Below are 18,707 nucleotides of genomic sequence, written 5' to 3'. Positions count from 1 at the left end.
ATGATGAATTCTGAAGTATTGATTTTCGCCCCGCACTGGGGCAGCGCGCACCTAAGCCGTGAAGTGTTTATTTGTAAGGTGCTTGAAGCTGGTTTTGATGGCATAGAAATGTCTTTGCCCATGGATGTGGCTGAACGCGATGCGTGGACAAGTGCAATTGCCAACGCAGGCCTGAAACTCATCGCCCAACAATGGGAAACTGTTTTTCACAGCGATTTTGCCGCGCACAAGCAAGCGCTGAATGACTTGCTACGCAATGCCTGCGACGCAAAACCCTTATTCGTGAACACCCATACCGGCAAAGACTTTTACACCCAGGCGCAAAACAATGAATTGCTGAATCTGGCTGACGAGATAGCTGCCGAAACCGGTATCGCCATCGTCCACGAAATCCATCGCAGCCGCTTCAGTGGCCATCCCATGTTGCTCTTACCCTATTTGGAGCAGCGCCCACAATTGCAACTCAATGCAGACCTCTCACACTGGTGTTGTGCCTGTGAATCCCTGCTCGAAGACCAGGCGCATATACTGGAAAAAGTATTCCCGCATGTGCGCCACATCCATGCCCGCGTCGGCCATAGCCAGGGGCCGCAAGTCAATGACTTCCGCGCACCTGAACATGCAGCGGCCTTGCAGCAGCATTTGTCCTGGTGGGACGCTATCATCAGCCAACAACGCGCGTCAGGCAAACAGCAGATCACATTGACGCCAGAGTTTGGGCCATCGCCCTACACACAGAGCCTGCCTTATACAAACCAGGTCGTATCAGATGCCTGGGAATTGAATATGGCGATGCTGCAGTTATTGCGTTCGCGATATCAAAAATGAATTGAAGTTGTGGCAAGTATCTATCTGTGACATCATGCGTGCCTGAAGCTAATTTTGCATGCCGAATCCTGCCTCTGGATATGATGAAAACTGTGCCCGAAACTTATGTGTTCACCTGGAAGAAAAGTCAATATTCCTGGATATTATTGCTGTTGCTATCCACGCTTACATTGAGCCTGTTCGCTGGGCTTTTTGGGCTCAAATATTGGGATCTGGTAAAGCTCGGAGATTACAAGAAGATAGCTGCACAATCACTAATTTCTTTAGTGGCCATTCCCTTAGGTTTTGTCTTCCATTTTGCTATACAGAATTTTTTTCGTACCGCCAGATTAATTGTGGATAGTTCTGGTGTGCGACTGGAGCAACTGCCTGGTCACGGTTCGGCAATAATGAAATTCCTTGAAAGAAAAATTCTCTGGGCTGACGTGAAAAGTGTCACCTATCTGGCAAGTTTCGAGCTCATTCATTTGCGCTCAACACCGACAAAGCAACCCATGAGTATCAGAGTAAAAGAATGGCAGTTACAACAGCCGGATACCACGCCCCACATCAGGAATGCTGAACCTGATTTGATCAGGCTGTTTCGTGAGTTGGAAGTCTTTGAATCTTTTACCAAAGATAACAGTTTTGATGCAGCCACCTTTGATTTGATGAAACACCCTGCAACAAAAAAATTGTTACTGCTGATGGGCGGCCTGGTGATATACAGCTTCCTGGATAGCATGCTGCAACACGAAGGCTATGCTTTTTTCAAGCCCGGCCCACATGAATTGGCAGCCATGTCTGCTGCGGCGATTGTGGCTGGTTTGTTACTCAAGGCCAGGGTGCGGGATTATATTCCCCCGGGTATTGTCGCTGCGCTGGCGATGATGGCCGCGATAACATTTGGTATCGCCAGTTATGTTGGAGGTGTACGCATTAATCAACTTGCAGGTGGCCCCTTGCTGGAAGCCAAATACCATCGAGATGAAAAATGTCTGAAATTACTGCCGGAAGATAAAAGTCTTCCAGTGGTTGAATATACCGAAATGACCACGGATTATTGGTGCAGCAGGGGCATTGATGAAGTCCAGACCGTCAGGGTGCGCAAAGGTTTGTTTAACTCTTATCAATTTGATTTACGAGAGCAGACAAAGGCAATTCGTGACTACAAACAAAAATCCTGATGCTGGCTGCCATTGGTTGTGCAGCAAATGCCTGCTCTTGAAATCTGTACTACTGAGGCCAGTGTCTGTGCCATCATAGACGGAAAGAACTGATTCGAATGTAAATCTTCAACGATAGAACAATATATCAACCATGCCTGCTAGTTATGTATTCGTCCAGAAGCAAGATAAACATACCTGGGTCAAGCGTTTGTTATTTGGCACACTGTTATTGTTTCCTTTTATCGCATTTTTTATTTGGATGTTGTATCAGAATTTGCTAAAACCGGAGATGCTCATTCGTATTCTGGCAGATGTGTCATTTCCTCCGACTGCTGTCCTTGTTCTTATAGCAGTGATCGCCTTTGATGATGTTGCAAAATTTTTTTATCGCTCCGCCAGTTTGTACATAGACGATGCGGGTGTGCGTTTAAAACTTCCGCCAAAGAGTAAATGGGCAATCCTTGGCTTTCTTGAAAAAGATATAGCTTGGACAGAACTCAAAGATGCAACTTATGTTGAGCGTTTTCAGCTTATTCAGTTACGCCCCCAATCTGGCGCAAGTTTCCTGAATATCAGGCTTAAAGATTGGCATTTGCAAAATACAGGCAGTAATGTGAATAGTGGGAACGCAGTCCCAGACTTGTTGGCAGTTTTTCGTGAATTAAAAATTCTGGAAAAATACCCGGCCAATAGTCAGCTTGTAGAAGCAAATTTCGATTTGACGAAACATCCTGCAACAAAAAAATTATTGTTTGGGATTGCAATTTTGATCGCCTACAGCTTCGTCGATACGATGCTGCAATATGAAGAATATGCCTTCTTTAACTTCCATTACTTTTTGCCACATATTGTTTTTGGCGCGACTTTTGCGGTCGTGCTGTTAGGCTTAATGTTCAAGGCAAGCAAGCACGAATTCATACCGCTTAGCAATGTCATTGGTCTGGCTATCCTGAGCGGGCTGGTGTTTGGCGTTACCAGCTATGTAGGAGGTATTCGCATTAATCAAATGGTGGGCGGCCCTTTGCTGGAAGCCAGATACCACCGTGATGCAAGTTGCCTCAATTTGCTGCCTGAAGACAAGAATCTTCCTGTGGTTGAATATCCTTACCATGCCAGAAAATACTGGTGCAGCAAGAATATCGATGAAGCCTTGACCGTGAAAGTTCGCCAAGGCTTGTTTGGTCTGTATCAGTTTGATCTCAGGGGGACAGGACCTGGCAATCCGTAACTATAAGAAAAAATCTTGATGCAGCTTGTCATCCTGAGCCCATTTAATCTTCAAAAGCAAACCGGAACTCGCCCGGTGGCAGCATCAATTTAGGCGGCGTTTTACCTGCTTGCACCATCACTACATCAGCTGGCATGCCATCTGCTGGCTCTTGCTTGTGAAAGGCATAGATCAGGCGCTGTCCTGTAGTGGGTAGTAATTCTTTTGGAATATCCCTGGGTGTAAAACCCGCCAGTGTAGTCAGCCAGCTGGCTCTGCCAGTGACGGGGCTGGTGGAATATGCAGGGTAAATGATTTGCATATCGACGAGCTTGTTATTGATGCCCAGTTTCAGATATTGCTGCTCGCCAGATTTGAGGACAAAAGGCTTCTCCTGCGCCATCCTGGCAAGTGCAGCTTTGTATAAATTGCTTTGTCGTTTTGAATCAACATGCTCATACATGGCCGTCTGGTCTATCGTCAATGGATTGATACCCGTCAGCCTTTTTAATTGCGCTGCCATTTTGGATTTGTCATCATCAGTCTCTGCTACCGGAAATTCATAGGCGTGACTATAGCCTACATAGATGAAGACTTTTGCCTTGGGGTCTTGCCTGAAGATTTTTTGTACCAGGTTCTTCGCCATGCCTGATTCACGTGGCCCATTAACTGACTCGTAGCTGACAAACTTCCATTGATCGTGCATGGCATCTCGCAAGAAATTAGCATATGTGGCTTCTTTAGTTAAAATACCCGCCTTTTCGCTGACGTATTGTTTTTGCAAAGGGAAGTCGTCGTACATATAGAAGGCTTCACAGGCCAGGTAGGTGTAACCTGCTTTCTTTAATTCCCGTGCCAGTTTCATCGCAAATGCCCTGTGCATGGGGACATGATGCGCTTCATTCAAAATGACTACTTGTGTCTTTCTGGCTTCTCGGACTATGGCAGCAATAGCGTCTTCGGCTTTGGCATTGCTGATGCTATCGAATTCTTCTTTGGTGGCAGGTATGTCGTCCACTGGCATCTGATTGAATGCTGCGACCGCGCCATCGAGATCGCCAGCCAGGGAGCGATGCAATCCCAGCGACATATATTTCGAATTAAGCACCAGTCGTTTTGCCTTGTCGTCGCGATAAGTCTTGGTGGCAGCCTCTTGCAGCGCTAGCTCTGCTACTTTCAATTGTTTCAGTCTGCTGGTATTTGCTTTTGCCACGTCGTCGCTGCCTGCTTGCGCGCATAAGTGGGTAAAGACAAGTAACAAGGCTAGAAAACCTGGTTTGAATTGACTGACGATCATGCCTGGCAAACTCCTGGTATAAAACGGTAGATATCCACGGAGGTTTTATCCGACGCAACCTATTGCGCCTATCCTCTTAATGGCATTCTGCCATCTTCTTGTACATGACATCGGTACGCAAGACATATTTAATGCCCGCATCGATAGCAGTGCCCTGATGCGGTATCAAGTGAGGGAAAAGCAGCGCCATGCCAGGTTCAGGTTTGATGTCGGCAAAGCGGAATGCAGTATGGCCGCCTGCATAATCGGCATTCAGGTAAATCAGCAAGGTAAAGAAGCTGCTTTCGGTTTCTGATCTTTTGAAATTGAGATCATGATGCCATTTGAAATACTGGCCAGCTTGATAGCGATAAAAACGGAAGCGCTCATTCAGACCTGACAAAGTCCATTCCTTTAATTGCGCTGGCAACACCATGCGGGCGCGTTCAAAAATCGACGCTGCAAGCGTGGCGTCGTCGAAAATGATGCGGTCATTATTGCGTACCTGATCTTTCCCGCTTATCCAAGTTTTGACCTGTATAGCAGCTTTTTCATACTGCATTTGCTCGCTGCAAGCTATCATGCGCCTGCATTCTTCTTCAGTCAAAAAGCCTTTGATGCTATGCACGCCCGAGCCATGGTCATGCACTTCCATGAGACTGACCACCATTATGCTGCAGGTACATTTGTAGCCGCACCCTTGCGGTACATGACATCCGTGCGCAAGACATATTTGACGCCGCTTTCGACAGGGGCACCCTGGTGCAACATCATATGCGGGAAAACCAGTGCCATGCCTTTTTCTGGCTGTATAGTTTCCCAGCGAAAGGATGTGCTGCCGCCAGTGTAGTCACCATTCAGATAAATCAGCAGAGTCAAAAAGCTGACCTCATCTTCGTTGCGGGCATAATTGCCATCCTTATGCCATTTGAAGTATTGACCTTCTTCATACCGGTAAAAGCGAAAGCGTTCATTCAGGCCCAGCAAAGTCCATTCCTTCAATTCTGCAGGCAGGAACAGTTTTGCTCTTTCAAATATGGCAGCTGCCAGGACTTTGTCATCAAAGATAACACGGTCATTATTACGCACATCTTTATACATGCGCATGCCTGTGCCAGTCTGTATCATGGCTTCTTCATAGCCCATTTGTTCACTGGTAAATATCATGCGTTCGCATTCTTCTTCAGTGATAAAGTTTTTGATGCCAAATACGCCTGCACCGTAGTTATTGAGTTCCATATCGTTCTCGGTTTTGTTTCGTCCTGACTGTAATATAAGATACTTTGTTGTAAATTTCAACTAAGTTAGTTTTAAATATTTACGAACTTAGTGACGGATTTGTACTAAATCCAGCTATCGCTTACAATCGCAGTATTGAATACTCAGAGGTAAAAGCATGGCGACTGCTAAACAAAGCGAAAAAGAATTTCTGCTCAATTACAATATCCATGACTATGATGTGCCTTTGACGAGTGTGGATCTGGTGATTTTCACGATCAGAGACCAGGCTCTGCAAGTCTTGCTGGTCAAACGTGGTGATCATCCCTGCAAGGGGCAGTGGAGTTTGCCTGGCGGTTTTATTGATGTTCACAATGATATCGACCTGGATGGTGCCGCCCTGCGCAAACTCAAGGAAAAAACCGGGGTTGAGGCGCCTTATCTTGAGCAATTGCAGGGTTTTGGTAGCCGCAACCGTGATCCGCGTGGTTGGTCCACTACCTTTGCTTACTTTGCCCTGATTTCTTCTGACCGTATCACACTCAGTCACGGCGGCAATGCTGATGCGGTACGCTGGTGCCCGGTTGAATCGGACGAAGGTTTGCCCAAGCTGGCCTTTGATCATTCGCAGATTTTGGATATTGCTGTCCAGCGCCTGCGCAACAAGGTGGAATACACTTCCCTTCCTGCCCATTTGTTGCCGGAAGAATTCACGCTGTCTGAGCTGCAGCGTGTGTACCAGGTCTTGCTGGGGCGACTGGTCGATAAGAGCGCGTTTCGCAAGCGCATCCGTGAAGGTGACTTCCTCGAAGAATTGCCGGGCAAGTGGCGTTTGGGTAGCAATCGTCCTGCGCAACTGTATGGCTTGCGCAAAGGGCAGGGTACGGTCTATTTCAATCGCCTGATGACGGGTGAGGTCGGGGCGAAATAGTTTTTCCTCCATCTTTAGTTTGGGGCATTTTGAGTTAATGCCCCAAACCAACATCGTCAAGTTTTGTCAAAAGTGCACATTCGCGGCCAACTAAACTTGACGAAAATTCAATATTATCAAATAATCATCCTGCATTCCTGATATTCATGTTTGCCGGACTCGCCTTGCTGCGCGCGTCCGGCAAATGTCCGCATCAACAATGCGCACCAGCCAAAACTAAAGCTGGCAATTGCGCATTCAGTACAAAAAGGGAGACAGTGTATGAGCAAAGATCAAGACCCCATTCCGCCATGTTTTGACCAGGCCAATCAGGCACCTGAGCGTCTGACCGAGATGTTCGTTGGGATAGCACAGGGAAACCGCATCAGGCTGGGCCAGCGTCCGGCGGAGCGTGCGGTGTTCCGCAAATTGCATGGGGTTGCCAGCGCCAGGCTGGTCATGGAAAAGAAAATACCGGCCAAACTCAAGGTCGGTGTTTTTGCGCATGAGAGCCTGGATGCCTGGGTCAGGTTTTCCAGTGACACCACGCCAACTTCACCTGACCTGTATTCGACTTTGGGCATAGGTATCAAACTGTTTGGCGTGCCCGGTCCTAAGGCGCTGGGTGATGGTGGCGACACGGCTGACTTCATCATGCAAAACTTCCCGGTCTTCTTTGTCGATAATGCCAAGGAGATGGTGGAGTTCACTTATGCTGGTGTGGTTGCGCAGGATTACCCCGGCTACCTGAAAAAACATCCCAAGACTGCAAAAATACTGGACCAGATGGAAAAGGTCGAGGGCAGTACCCTGACCACGACTTACTGGGCCATTCTGCCTTTCCAGGCCGGGAAAAAAGAATACGTCAAATACCGTCTGGAGCCTGTCACTCCGCCAGAGAATGTGCCGAATGATGAGCGCGATTATCTGGCAGTCGATATGTGCAACCGTTTGGCCAAGCGTGAATACCAGTTCCGCTTCATGGTACAACTGCGTACCAATCCCAAGACCATGCCGCTGGATGAGGCAACGGTGGAATGGCCGGAATCTGAAAGCCCCTTCATCCATGTCGCCACCTTGATCTTGCCGCAGCAGGATATCAGTGTGCGTGGACAGTCTGAATATGGTCAGGGCCTGGCCTTCAATATCTGGCGCGTTCCACAAGCACAGGCGCCGGTAGGTTCCATCGCTGAAGCGCGCAAAGTCGTCTATGCAGCAGGTGCAGATGCCAGGCATGAAGCCAATGGACAGAGCCTGCAAGACCCCCGTGAGCCGCGTTCCCCAACTGCGGGCTGCCCCTTTCACGCAGTAGCGCAGGCAAAAGCAGAATCCGTATTCAAGGACACTTGCATCGTCAAGGCGGTGATTTACCCGTCCATAGGTGTTGCGCGTGTAGGCACCAGTGAGAAGGAATGGTTTTTGGGGCCAGAAGTACCTTATCCCAAACCAGAAGCACCTGGCTACTACCGCGATGCCCACAAAAAACTCAAGCGCCAGGGAGCCAGGTTCCGCGTCTATGGCGTGAATGCCAAAGGCGAGATCGTCAAGGAACTCAATGCCGACAATGCAAAAGTAGAGTGGCAAGTGCAACTGGCCAATACCAAGTCAGCCTGGTATGGCTTCCAACTGGCGCTGGATATCCCTGAAGCCGCCTCTGCGCCGCAAACCACCTTGCGCAATGCGGCAGTGCCGGACAGGACCATGTTGTCGATCACACCCAAACAAAGAAAAGTCAGCGGCAAGAAAAGCAAGCCGCAGCGTTTTGATGATGGCAAATTCATGGGCAAGCCTGTATATCTGGGCGAGGCGTTTACCGATGAGCAAGGTCGTTTGATTGTATTGGGTGGGCATGGTGTATCCGCCTCCTACGATAATAGCCGCGCCATCACCTTTGCCAATAATGAAGGCTGGCATGATGATACTTCTGACGGCCCAATCAACGCCAAGGTTGTCTATGAAGGACTGGAATTGATGGTAGAGCCGTCCTGGGTTGTTGTCGCCCCTCCCAACTATGCGCCACAAAGAAAATCAGTGCGTACCATGTGGGACTTGATGCGCGATGTCGCCATTACTGCTGGTACCTTGCCCAAGCCTAAACGTCCCAGCTTTACTTTCGATATTCTGCCCCTGTTTGAGCGCCTGAATGGCTTGCAATGGGTGAATGCTGGCTTCAATGCAGGCTTTGGCTGGAAGGGCGCCATCGACCTCACCAGTGCAGATGCTTTGTCACGCCTGGCCAGCAATAACACCGCCTATGTAGAATTGCGCCGCACCATTGCCAATCAATTCCGCAACTATGAAGTCGATTCCTGGTCACCAAAGCCTTGGCCGTGGTTGTATGGCGATGCCATGGCTATCCCTGCTGCGCAAACACCAAGACAAAATGCCTCGCTGACAGCCACCCAGCTGGCCATGTTGATGGAATGGGCAGAAGGTAATTTTGTAGAAGATTATGACCCCGATCGCAAACATGCTGAACGCATAGACCAGGTGCCGCTGGAGCAGCAGGGTGATACCCTGACAAAGGCAGCGCTGGATTTTTGCCTAGCTGATGCCTTCCACCCAGGTTGCGAAATGACCTGGCCGGTACGTGCCAGCACCATGTATATAGCACCTTTCCGCTTTGCCCACGCACTCGATGGCTGGATCGCACCTGGTCTGGGCGAGATACTCACCAGCGATGGCGTCACCATACCTAATGGCCCCTTGTATGGACAACAGGCTGGCGGCATCACCCGTTGGATGGCTGTGCCATGGCAGACAGATACGGCAAGCTGCCGTTCCGGTTACGATAAGTCGTATGACCCTTATGTGCCGAGCTTCTGGCCAGCACGCGTGCCCAACCAGGTTCTGACCAAGCAAAACTATGCCGTCGTCATGGATGAGAAAAAACCGCTGGGTGAAAGGCTGGCTGCATTTGCCAACCGTGCCTCGTGGATCAACCCGCTGGGGAGCACCAGTTATACCGACCAGATCAATAATATGATTCATCATTTTGATCATCTCGGTGTCGTTGAAGTGCATCCCGGCCCGGCAGATCATCTGCACTTTCCGGCGGAGTTTGAGGTGGAAGACCAGCACATACCTATCGCCGACATGCCTGCGCCAAATGCTCAGCACGTCGCACATGAGGAGCATGCCAGGGTAGGCGCGGCAGAAGTGACGAATGCTGAATCTGTCGATATCATGACGATAGAAAAAGTACGCCGCTTCCCGCGTGGTTTGCATCGTTAGACGTGGGAACGTTGCAGATAGATGCATTGGTCTTAGGGGCAGGGCCTGCGGGCTCTGCTTTTGCCCTGAACCTGGCACCGTTTCAAAAGGTAGTCATGCTGGAAGCATCACCGCCAGCAGCTATGCGCGTAGGTGAATCCCTGCCGGCCGCAGCCGGTAAGCTGCTGGCTGACATGGGTTTGTATGAAGCATTTTTGCAGCAAGGTCATCAGGCTGCGCATCTGAACATCAGTCACTGGGGCAGTGATCTGGCGACCGAGCAGGATGCCATGCGCAATCTCGATGGACATGGCTGGTATCTTGATCGTCACCGTTTTGATTGCTGGCTGCAGGATGTCGCGCAAGAACGTGGCGCAGCTTTGCTGAGGCAAAGCAAGCTGCTGTCTTTTGCTCCGGCAAAAAGCAATCCGGAATATTGGGATGCTGTCATTGCCGTGCAGGGCAAGACCGTGCAGGTTGAAACCAGAATGCTGATCGATGCCAGCGGCAGAAAATCTCTACTAACGCGGCAACTGGGCATAGCCCGCAAATCCACGGATAAACTGGTGTGCAGCTGGCTGGTGGGCCGAGACACTGACAATACAGCAGGCTCAAGTCACATCAGTGCGGAGGCAGGAGGCTGGTGGTATAGCTCATCCCTGCCAGGGCAAGGCCGCATTGTGGCGTTCTACACTGATGCTGATTTACCAGCAGCAGCCTGCAACCATCAGCAAGGGCTATTGCAGCGCCTGCGTCAGAATCCGCAATTGTCAGCCTGTCTTGATGAATATGGTTTTGTGCCAGGACAGCAGCATGGATATTGTGCTGCCCATACTGCAGTGCTGGAACAGTTTGCCGGTTCCAATTGGCTGGCCATCGGTGATGCTGCGCTGAGTTTTGATCCGCTGTCTTCACAGGGTGTTTTCAATGCCTTATATACTGGCTTGGCAGCAGCGGAGGCGGTGTCGCATTATGATGCTGATGCGCGAGCTGGCTATATAGCTGAGCTAAGCTCCATACAGGCAGCCTATGTGAATCATCTGCAAGTCTGGTATCAGCAGGAACAACGCTGGGCAGATCAAGCATTTTGGCAGCGGCGGCTTGCTGCTTGAATTTACTACCCCTGGTTTGCCAGGCCAGGGGCATTAGTTCAACATTACATCAAACTACGTCAGACTACGTCAAACCGCATCTAGCGCAGATTGCAAATCCTGTCTTAAATCTTCCACATCTTCTATGCCTACCGACAGGCGTATGAATGAATCTGTGATACCCAGTTTGGCTCTTTGTTCTGCCGGGATCGTTGCATGCGTCATGATGGCCGGATGTTCTATCAGGCTTTCTACGCCACCCAGACTTTCAGCAAGGGCGAATACTTCGCAACGTTCGAGGAAGCGGCGTGCGCCTGCCAGGTCGGTGTCAAGTTCTATGGAAATGATGCCGCCAAAGCCATCCATCTGCTGTTTGGCTAGCTCATGTTGCGGGTGGCTTTCCAGACCTGGGTAATAAACCTTTTTGATCTTGGGCTGTTTTTCCAGCCAGCGTGCCAGGTCCAGGCCATTTGAATTGTGGCGTTCGACGCGGATATTGAGCGTCTTGATGCCACGCAAGGCGAGGAAGCTGTCGAAGGGGCTGGCGATTGCGCCAACGGAGTTTTGCAAAAAGCCCAGACGCTCGCGCCAATCAGCCTGATGTGCTTCGCCACCAACGATGGCGATACCGCCGATGATGTCCGAGTGGCCATTCAGGTATTTGGTCATGGAATGGACGACGATATCGAAACCCAGTTCCAGCGGACGTTGTACCTTTGGGCTGGCAAAAGTATTGTCAGCCACGGCGATGATATTGTGCTCGCGGCAGATTTTGGCAATCGCGCGCAGATCAGCCAGCTTCAGCATGGGGTTGGTTGGTGTTTCTACCCACAGCATCTTGGTGTCAGGGCGTATCGCAGCCAGCACTTCTTCCGGCTTGGTCATGTCCACATAAGTGAACTGCAGGCCAGCGCTGCGTTTGCGTACACGTTCAAACAGGCGGTAGCTGCCGCCATACATATCGTCACCGGCGATGATATGGGCACCGCTGTCGACGATTTCCAGCACGGTGGCTATCGCTGCCAGGCCAGAGGCAAAGGCAAATGCCTGCGCGCCGCCTTCGAGGTCAGCTACGGCACGTTCCAGCGCCCAGCGCGTAGGATTGTGTGAGCGGCCATAGTCCAGGCCCTTGTGGACACCTGGGCTGTCCTGCACGAAGGTGGATGTCGCATAAATAGGCGGCATGATGGCGCCGGTGACCGGGTCAGGGAACTGTCCGGCGTGGATGACACGCGTGCCAAAGGCTTGCGGGTGGGTAGGCTTCTTGTATTCGGGATAGCTCATGAAAGTGTCCTGCGCATATGGTTAAGGAGGTCAAAGCGGGTAATCAGGCCATAAAACTGCTTTTCCGGTTTGTCGGCTGCAATGATGGCAACCAGGCCGCGGTCCAGCGTTGCGCGTAATGCAGCAATGCTGGCATCCGGTGCCAGGGTTTCTATCTGGCTGGTCATGGTGTCTTCTACGGCACTGCGGAACAGGCTGGCATCGGCAGATACTTTCAACAGCAGGTCTGATTCATCAATGATACCGATAATCGCGCCATCGCGTATGACGGGCAGTTGCGAGATATCGGCACTGCGCATGCGGTTGAACGCTACCATCAGGGTATCGCTGGCATTGACGCTGATGACGCCGCCTTCATCGTAACGGCGGCTGATGATATCGCGCAGATCGTTATAGTTTTTACGCTTGAGCAAGCCCTGGTCTGTCATCCAGTTATCGTTATACACCTTGGACAGATAGCGTGTGCCGGTGTCGCAGACAAAGGTGACTACGCGCTTGGGCGTGGTCTGGGCGCGGCAAAAGCGCAGGGCTGCTGCCAGCAGGGTGCCGGTGGAAGAGCCGGCCAGTATGCCTTCTGCTCGCAGCAGTTCTCGTGCGGTGCCAAAACTTTCAGCATCATCAATGGTATAGGCATGCTTGACAGCGCTGAGGTCAGCAATGCCGGGGATGAAATCTTCACCTATGCCTTCTACCGCCCAGGAACCGCTGACTTCATTGATATTACCTGTCTCTACATATTCAGTCAGTATCGAACCTTTGGGGTCAGCGAGTACAAATTCCAGTGCTGGCTGGACCTTGTTGAAATAACGTGTCAGGCCCGTCAGCGTGCCGCCCGAACCTACGCCAACGACGATGGCGTCGATTCTGTGATCAGTCTGCGCCCAGATTTCTGGTCCTGTCGTGGTTTCATGTGCGAGCGGGTTGGCTGTGTTATTGAACTGGTCGGCAAAGTAAGAGCCTGGTATTTCTTTGGCCAGGCGTGCTGCATAGTCCTGGTAATACTCAGGGTGGCCCTTGCCTACATCAGAGCGGGTGATGTGGACTTCTGCACCCATGGCTTTCAGGTGCAGGATTTTTTCTGTGGACATTTTGTCCGGTACCACCAGCACCACGCGGTAACCCTTGGCGCGCGCTACCAGCGCCAGACCGAGGCCAGTATTACCAGCCGTTGCCTCGATTACGGTACCACCCGCCTGCAGACGGCCTTCGCGTTCTGCTGTTTCTATCATGGACCTGCCTATGCGGTCCTTGATGGAGCCGCCAGGGTTTTGTGATTCCAGTTTGAGGAATAATTCACATGGCCCTGTGTCAAAGCGGGTAACCTTGACCATAGGCGTATTGCCAATCAACGCAAGTACTGCGGGATCAGTTTGTTTTGTCATCTTAGTGTGCTCCTGGGTGCATACAATAGGGGTGCAACAGGTTTAGCATTTGTTTATGAGGCAGCTATGCTAGCTATTTCATCTCCTGAGGCTAAGGAATTTTTCCAACTAAGCATAGTTGGAAAATGATTTACTTGCATTTGGGTAAGACTGATTTGAGGTCAAAGTGGCAAGTATGGGGATAGTATAGCCATAGTTTGGAAATTTGTTGGGGTATATGCGGTTTGCTTATATCGATGCTTTGCGTATTTATGTTTGGCGTAGATTCTGATTGAGGCACTGAGGATTTACTGTATTTATGTTATTCGTCAAACGCTCTGATATGAAGTTGGAGGGGGCCTGGCTTTGGTTGGTGGATTGATCAGTGCATGACGGCAATCTATATAGCGTCATTCCAGCGTACTTTTGGCTGGAATCCAGTGGCGTTATTAGTGTACCGAGAGGTCTATTAATTTCAGCCTTGAGGGAGTTTATGGATTAGATTTTTAAAATCCGTATACGTAATTTGCGATTGGAGGCCGGTGGTAGACCGGCAGCTACACACCCTTTTGCTTCGCCAAAAAGTTGTGCCAAAAAAGGCGACCCAGGCGTCGCTGCCCCTGCGGGGTTCCCTTTGCTGCATGACAAAAAATGGGAAAGTCCGAAAACTCGCTACGCTCAAACATCGGACTTTCTATTTCCATTTTCTGTCATGCAGCAAAGGCATCGACACATGGGAACTGCGACCTTCAAAAGCAACTACAACACCAAGATCAACGGCAACACCAACGCGACCTTGATTTATATTTCTTTGATACTGGTGAAGAGTCTATAACAAATGAATTTGTTCACTTTATCCGCAACCCGCAAAAGTAAATGCCGCACGAGGCGGCATTGAAAGTGGGGGACTTGTTACGTTAAAGCGTGAACGGTTGGGACGAGCCGCCTTTATTTTATTGTGTGCTACTGATTCAGTTTTCTGTTTGCCCTTCTTTGTGATGGAAGGGCGCAAACCAGCATACCGCAAAAGAGGGGATCGTTGCCAGCATAACGAAGATGAAATAATTTGTATAACCCAGCAATTGCTGTAAATGGCCGCTGATGACGCCGGTGACCATCATGCACAGGCCCATGAGGCCGGTGCCGAAAGCGTAGTGGGTTGTCGTGTATTTACCGGGGGCGAGTTGTTGCATCAGGTAGATCATGAAACCGACGGAGCCAAAGCCAAAGAAGAATTTTTCGATAGCAACGCCGGCGGTGATCAGCCACAGGCTTTCAGGTTGGAAGATGCTCATGACCAGAAAGCTGGCATTCGGGATATTCACGGCGCAGCAGAGTATGAATAAGGTAGGCTGCAAGCCGCGCTTGGCGACAAACCAGCCGCCGAGCAATGAGCCGAGCAAAACGGCGATCAGGCCATACGTGCCATAGGTCAGGCCCAGCATTTCATTCGATAAACCCAGGCCACCCTTGCTGACAGGATCGACCATGAAGAAGGGGCCGATTTTTTCCAGGAAACCTATGCTGAGGCGGAACAGGAAGGCGAAAGCGATCATCAGCCAGACATCGCGTTTCTGGAAAAAGGTAACAAAAGAATCGCGCAGGATGAACAGGGCCTCACTCATGTTAGTGGGCGTGTTTTCTGCTTTCGCGCCATCTGGCATGGTGCGTAAATGCCAGGCTGCCATGAGGGCCATGACACCCGCGACGATGAGGAAAATGATGCGCCAGGCATCCACCCAGTCTGCACCAAATACCTTGGGGTCATGATGGAAAAAATCGGTATGCAACTTGCCACTCAAATAAACCAGGCCACCTGCCGCCACGATGGGGCCTATATTCCAGCTCAGGCTCTGGATGCCGCAATACAGGGATTGTGCCTTGCTGTTCAGCGAGGTGACATACACGCCGTCAGCCGCAATATCCTGGGTGGCTCCGAGGAAGGAAATGACCCAGAACAGGCTCATCAGTATCAGCATGTAGTTGGGCAAGGACATAACCAGGGTAACGCCGACAAAACCGACGGCAATGATCAACTGTGTGCAGATGACAAAGAATTTCTTGGTCTTGTACATTTCTACAAATGAGGCAAACAAGGGCTTGATGGTATAGGCCAGGATCAGGTAACTGGCATATTCAGCGGCCTTGCCATTGTCCATGCCCATGTTCTTGAACATGATGGCGCTGACATTGGTCAGCATCATATAGGCCAGGGCCATCGTAAAGTAAGTGGTCGGCACCCAGAACAAGGGTGATTTCCTGGCCGGGCTTGCTGGCGGGATATTGACTTCTGTCTCAGTAATCATGGGCTGCACGCTTCTTTATGAGTAGGCGGCATGCCTGCTGGTTTCCATTCATGCATAGCACGTCATAGGGCGATGCATGAATGGTGCTCACTTGATGTCTGCCGGTACTGAATCCTCTTTGTGGAGGATATGACCAGTCATGAATGACAAATGAGTTGGCAGGCTGTCTCGTTAATAGTTTTAATTGGAATCAGTGATCATTGTTATGAAAACCTTTTCAAGCGCAGAATAGCATGAATTTTTAAAACGGAGCATTGCATTCGCAAAAAAATATAAACGGATACAGAAAATCTTACTGGCCTGATAGCTTGATACCTCTGAGGAAAGTCTTGTTTACAGCGTCAGCCGGGCAAGGGCGGTTCAAGTATTTGAATTGAAATCGTGTTGTATTACCAGCAGCGGAAAAGGGGTTGCGACTGAAATTGATTTCAGTGAAGGCATTGGAGAGATGCAACATGCAGTATGAAAAAATTTGCATTTTTGAGGTAGTTCGCGATTTTTGTAGAGTGATATAGACGGTTTGTGAAAGTCTGGCGTTGACAGCCCACATATCCGGTGATAAATTCCCATTTGTGAAAACGTTTTCATTAATTTGCTCAAATAATCTTCATGTTGATTGGTTTAAGGTTTGAGCGGCGATTTTTGTTTCAAGCTTAATTGGTGATTAAAAAATCACTTTTTACGATGATTTGAAAACGGTTTCAAACAAATGCATGCTGCATTGATGTCTGGCACTGGCTCTGGTTCTGGCTTTCAGGAGAGGAGTTGGTAGCCAATTCTTGGACAATGAAGCATGACAACTTATAAGAACAGTATGCATGCTTGCCACATGCAGAATGTGAACCTATCCAAAAACAGACCATGACTAATTCATCAACGATGCCCGAGTTTTCTCCTGCTTTTACCTGGGGCGTTGCCACCAGTGCTTACCAGATAGAAGGGGCCGCAGCTACTGATGGCCGTGGCCCTTCTATCTGGGATACCTTTACCCATACACCCGGGACTATCATTGACGGCAGCACCGGCGACGTGGCTTGTGACCATTACCATCGCTATGCTGAGGACGTAGGCATTATTGCTGGCCTGGGGCTCAAGGCTTACCGCTTTTCTGTGTCATGGTCGCGTGTGCAACCCCTGGGCTATGGTGACTGGAATGAAAAAGGCTTTGAATTTTATTCCCGCTTGCTGGATAAGCTGGAAGAGCGTGGTATTGCTGCCCACCTGACTTTGTATCACTGGGATTTGCCGCAGGGCTTGCAAGACCTGGGCGGTTGGCTTAATCGTGATACCTGCGTGCGCTTTGCCGAATACGCAGCAGAAATTGCGCGCCGTTTTGGTCATCGCCTTGCCAGCATTGCTACCCACAACGAACCTTGGTGTACTGCCAATCTTGGTTACGGCAATGCTCAGTTTGCACCCGGTGTGGCAGATACTGCGTTGTCGATACAGGTGTCGCATCATCTTTTGCTGTCGCATGGCTTGGCGTTGCAAGCCATGCGCGCTATCAATTGTCCGGCCAAACTAGGCATAGTCCTGAATCAGTGGCCAGCCATGCCAGCTACTGACTCAGCTGCTGACATTGCCCAGGCAGAATGGGAATATGCGCGCTCTGTGCAATGGTTCATGGACCCGATCTTCAAAGGCAGCTATCCACAAAAAGCACTGGACCGCATGGATATGAGCAAGTTTCATGTGCATGCAGAAGACATGGATAACATTCGCCAGCCTCTGGATTTTCTTGGTGTGAATTATTATTTCCGCGCTTTTGTCAGTACCGACAATCCACCCAAACAGCCTGAAGGCAAGCTCGGTTTTAGTGATATGGGCTGGGAAGTTTATCCTTCCGGCATGACAGATTTATTGTTGAAACTGCGAGCTGAATATCCGACCTTGCCACCGATTTACATCACTGAAAATGGCATGGCAGTTGCTGACAAACTGGAAGATGGAAAAGTGCATGATGAGCAGCGCATCAAATACCTGCAATTGCATTTCCAGGCCATGCATGATGCGATAGCTGCCGGCGTTGATGTGCAAGCTTATTTTTACTGGAGTTTGCTGGATAATTTTGAGTGGAATTCGGGCTATGCGAAGCGCTTTGGCCTGGTGTATCTGGATTACGCAACACAGCAGCGCACCTTGAAAGACAGTGCGTATTGGTATCGTGATTTTGTCCGTGCACAATTGCAGGAACAGCTAGTTCAAACTCCTGCTGCAGCCTGAGCCATAACGACGTATTCCCGCCAGGATTGAAGCCCTGTCTCACTACGAACTTTGCAAAGGCGCAAACTGTGCCTTTGCAAAGTTGTTCTGCTATATCACTTGTATATCCCGCAACCTATCAAGACATCACCCACGCGTTCGATATAAGTTGATTTCGGCTCCATTTGCTTTGTCGTCGGATTGGGCCATTTGTAATCGACCCAGCCATGACCGGTTTTGCTGTTGGCAACATCGAGAAAACTTTTGACGATGGGCATGCCGTCCGCATCTTTCAATTCCAGTAAATTCTTACCCACCATCTTGGCATTCGCTCCATGAGCGCGGTTGATGCCGTCACCATTGGTGTTGTACACAAAAACATATAAATCCTTGACGACAAATTGCCCGGTGGGATTGTTGAACTCGGCATAGGCCTTGTCTTTGCCATTTTCTTTAAGGTAAGCAGCGGCTCTTTTCACCAGGGCCATTGCTTCATCGGCATTCCCTTTGTCTGCAGCGGCAGATATCTGGCTCACTGCCAGCATGGAAAAACCGGCAAGCGCAAGCAAGGACTTAATAAATATTCTTCGCATCTTGATCTCCTGTTATTAAAAAATACATGGCAAGGGGGAAGCTTTATGCTGCTGAGCCAAAATTCATTTT

Annotated in this window: 14 protein-coding genes; 7 read left to right on the top strand and 7 right to left on the bottom strand. The window is 49.9% G+C overall.

Annotated features, from left to right (window positions below):
* The 3 genes from ACO0LL_RS02775 to ACO0LL_RS02765 all read left to right on the top strand — a co-directional run bounded on the left by ACO0LL_RS02775 (position 1) and on the right by ACO0LL_RS02765 (position 3,204).
* The gene (locus ACO0LL_RS02775; protein WP_422949376.1) at positions 1 to 828 is read left to right on the top strand and encodes a sugar phosphate isomerase/epimerase family protein; all 828 of its coding nucleotides are present in this window, start codon (positions 1 to 3) and stop codon (positions 826 to 828) included.
* An 83-nt stretch (positions 829 to 911) separates the two neighbouring features.
* Positions 912 to 1,994, top strand: coding sequence for a hypothetical protein (locus tag ACO0LL_RS02770; RefSeq protein ID WP_422949375.1), 1,083 nt, complete (start codon positions 912 to 914; stop codon positions 1,992 to 1,994).
* Positions 1,995 to 2,127: 133 nt separating this feature from the next.
* A complete protein-coding gene (locus tag ACO0LL_RS02765; RefSeq protein WP_422949374.1) occupies positions 2,128 to 3,204 on the top strand; it encodes a hypothetical protein in 1,077 nt (358 codons plus the stop codon).
* A 43-nt stretch (positions 3,205 to 3,247) separates the two neighbouring features.
* On the opposite strand, the gene ACO0LL_RS02760 is transcribed toward ACO0LL_RS02765, so the two are convergent.
* The 3 genes from ACO0LL_RS02760 to ACO0LL_RS02750 all read right to left on the bottom strand — a co-directional run bounded on the left by ACO0LL_RS02760 (position 3,248) and on the right by ACO0LL_RS02750 (position 5,698).
* Positions 3,248 to 4,480, bottom strand: a complete 1,233-nt coding sequence (locus tag ACO0LL_RS02760; RefSeq protein ID WP_422949373.1) for a hypothetical protein — start codon at positions 4,478 to 4,480, stop codon at positions 3,248 to 3,250.
* Positions 4,481 to 4,556: 76 nt separating this feature from the next.
* Positions 4,557 to 5,129, bottom strand: a complete 573-nt coding sequence (locus tag ACO0LL_RS02755; RefSeq protein ID WP_422949372.1) for a 2OG-Fe(II) oxygenase — start codon at positions 5,127 to 5,129, stop codon at positions 4,557 to 4,559.
* Positions 5,129 to 5,698, bottom strand: a complete 570-nt coding sequence (locus ACO0LL_RS02750) for a 2OG-Fe(II) oxygenase (RefSeq protein WP_422949371.1) — start codon at positions 5,696 to 5,698, stop codon at positions 5,129 to 5,131. Before ACO0LL_RS02750 ends, ACO0LL_RS02755 begins: the two co-directional genes overlap by 1 nt.
* A 157-nt stretch (positions 5,699 to 5,855) precedes the next feature.
* Between ACO0LL_RS02750 and ACO0LL_RS02745 the strand changes: the two genes are divergently transcribed.
* The 3 genes from ACO0LL_RS02745 to ACO0LL_RS02735 all read left to right on the top strand — a co-directional run bounded on the left by ACO0LL_RS02745 (position 5,856) and on the right by ACO0LL_RS02735 (position 10,912).
* Positions 5,856 to 6,608, top strand: coding sequence for an NUDIX hydrolase (locus ACO0LL_RS02745; protein ID WP_422949370.1), 753 nt, complete (start codon positions 5,856 to 5,858; stop codon positions 6,606 to 6,608).
* Between the two features lie 261 nt (positions 6,609 to 6,869).
* Positions 6,870 to 9,821, top strand: coding sequence for a LodA/GoxA family CTQ-dependent oxidase (locus ACO0LL_RS02740; protein ID WP_422949369.1), 2,952 nt, complete (start codon positions 6,870 to 6,872; stop codon positions 9,819 to 9,821).
* Positions 9,822 to 9,823: 2 nt separating this feature from the next.
* Positions 9,824 to 10,912: a tryptophan 7-halogenase gene (locus tag ACO0LL_RS02735; protein ID WP_422949368.1), complete on the top strand. Its 1,089-nt coding sequence runs from the start codon at positions 9,824 to 9,826 to the stop codon at positions 10,910 to 10,912.
* A gap of 69 nt (positions 10,913 to 10,981) precedes the next feature.
* Here ACO0LL_RS02735 and ACO0LL_RS02730 read toward each other — a convergent pair whose 3' ends face one another.
* The 3 genes from ACO0LL_RS02730 to ACO0LL_RS02720 all read right to left on the bottom strand — a co-directional run bounded on the left by ACO0LL_RS02730 (position 10,982) and on the right by ACO0LL_RS02720 (position 15,842).
* Positions 10,982 to 12,175, bottom strand: a complete 1,194-nt coding sequence (locus ACO0LL_RS02730) for a trans-sulfuration enzyme family protein (protein WP_422949367.1) — start codon at positions 12,173 to 12,175, stop codon at positions 10,982 to 10,984.
* The gene (locus ACO0LL_RS02725) at positions 12,172 to 13,557 is read right to left on the bottom strand and encodes a pyridoxal-phosphate dependent enzyme (protein ID WP_422949366.1); all 1,386 of its coding nucleotides are present in this window, start codon (positions 13,555 to 13,557) and stop codon (positions 12,172 to 12,174) included. Before ACO0LL_RS02725 ends, ACO0LL_RS02730 begins: the two co-directional genes overlap by 4 nt.
* Before the next feature lie 950 nt (positions 13,558 to 14,507).
* The gene (locus ACO0LL_RS02720) at positions 14,508 to 15,842 is read right to left on the bottom strand and encodes an MFS transporter (protein WP_422949365.1); all 1,335 of its coding nucleotides are present in this window, start codon (positions 15,840 to 15,842) and stop codon (positions 14,508 to 14,510) included.
* Between the two features lie 861 nt (positions 15,843 to 16,703).
* On the opposite strand from ACO0LL_RS02720, the gene ACO0LL_RS02715 reads away from it, so the two are divergent.
* Entirely contained in the window at positions 16,704 to 18,065 is a 1,362-nt protein-coding gene (locus ACO0LL_RS02715) for a GH1 family beta-glucosidase (protein WP_422949364.1), read from the top strand.
* Between the two features lie 95 nt (positions 18,066 to 18,160).
* Here ACO0LL_RS02715 and ACO0LL_RS02710 read toward each other — a convergent pair whose 3' ends face one another.
* On the bottom strand, positions 18,161 to 18,637 hold the full coding sequence (locus tag ACO0LL_RS02710; RefSeq protein WP_422949363.1) for a cache domain-containing protein: 477 nt from the start codon (positions 18,635 to 18,637) through the stop codon (positions 18,161 to 18,163).
* Positions 18,638 to 18,707: the final 70 nt, after the last annotated feature.

Source organism: Undibacterium sp. TC4M20W (genome assembly GCF_049340245.1).
Classification (GTDB): domain Bacteria; phylum Pseudomonadota; class Gammaproteobacteria; order Burkholderiales; family Burkholderiaceae_D; genus Undibacterium.
Note: the sequence above shows the minus strand (reverse complement) of the source record. Positions and strands in the feature narration are given on the sequence as shown.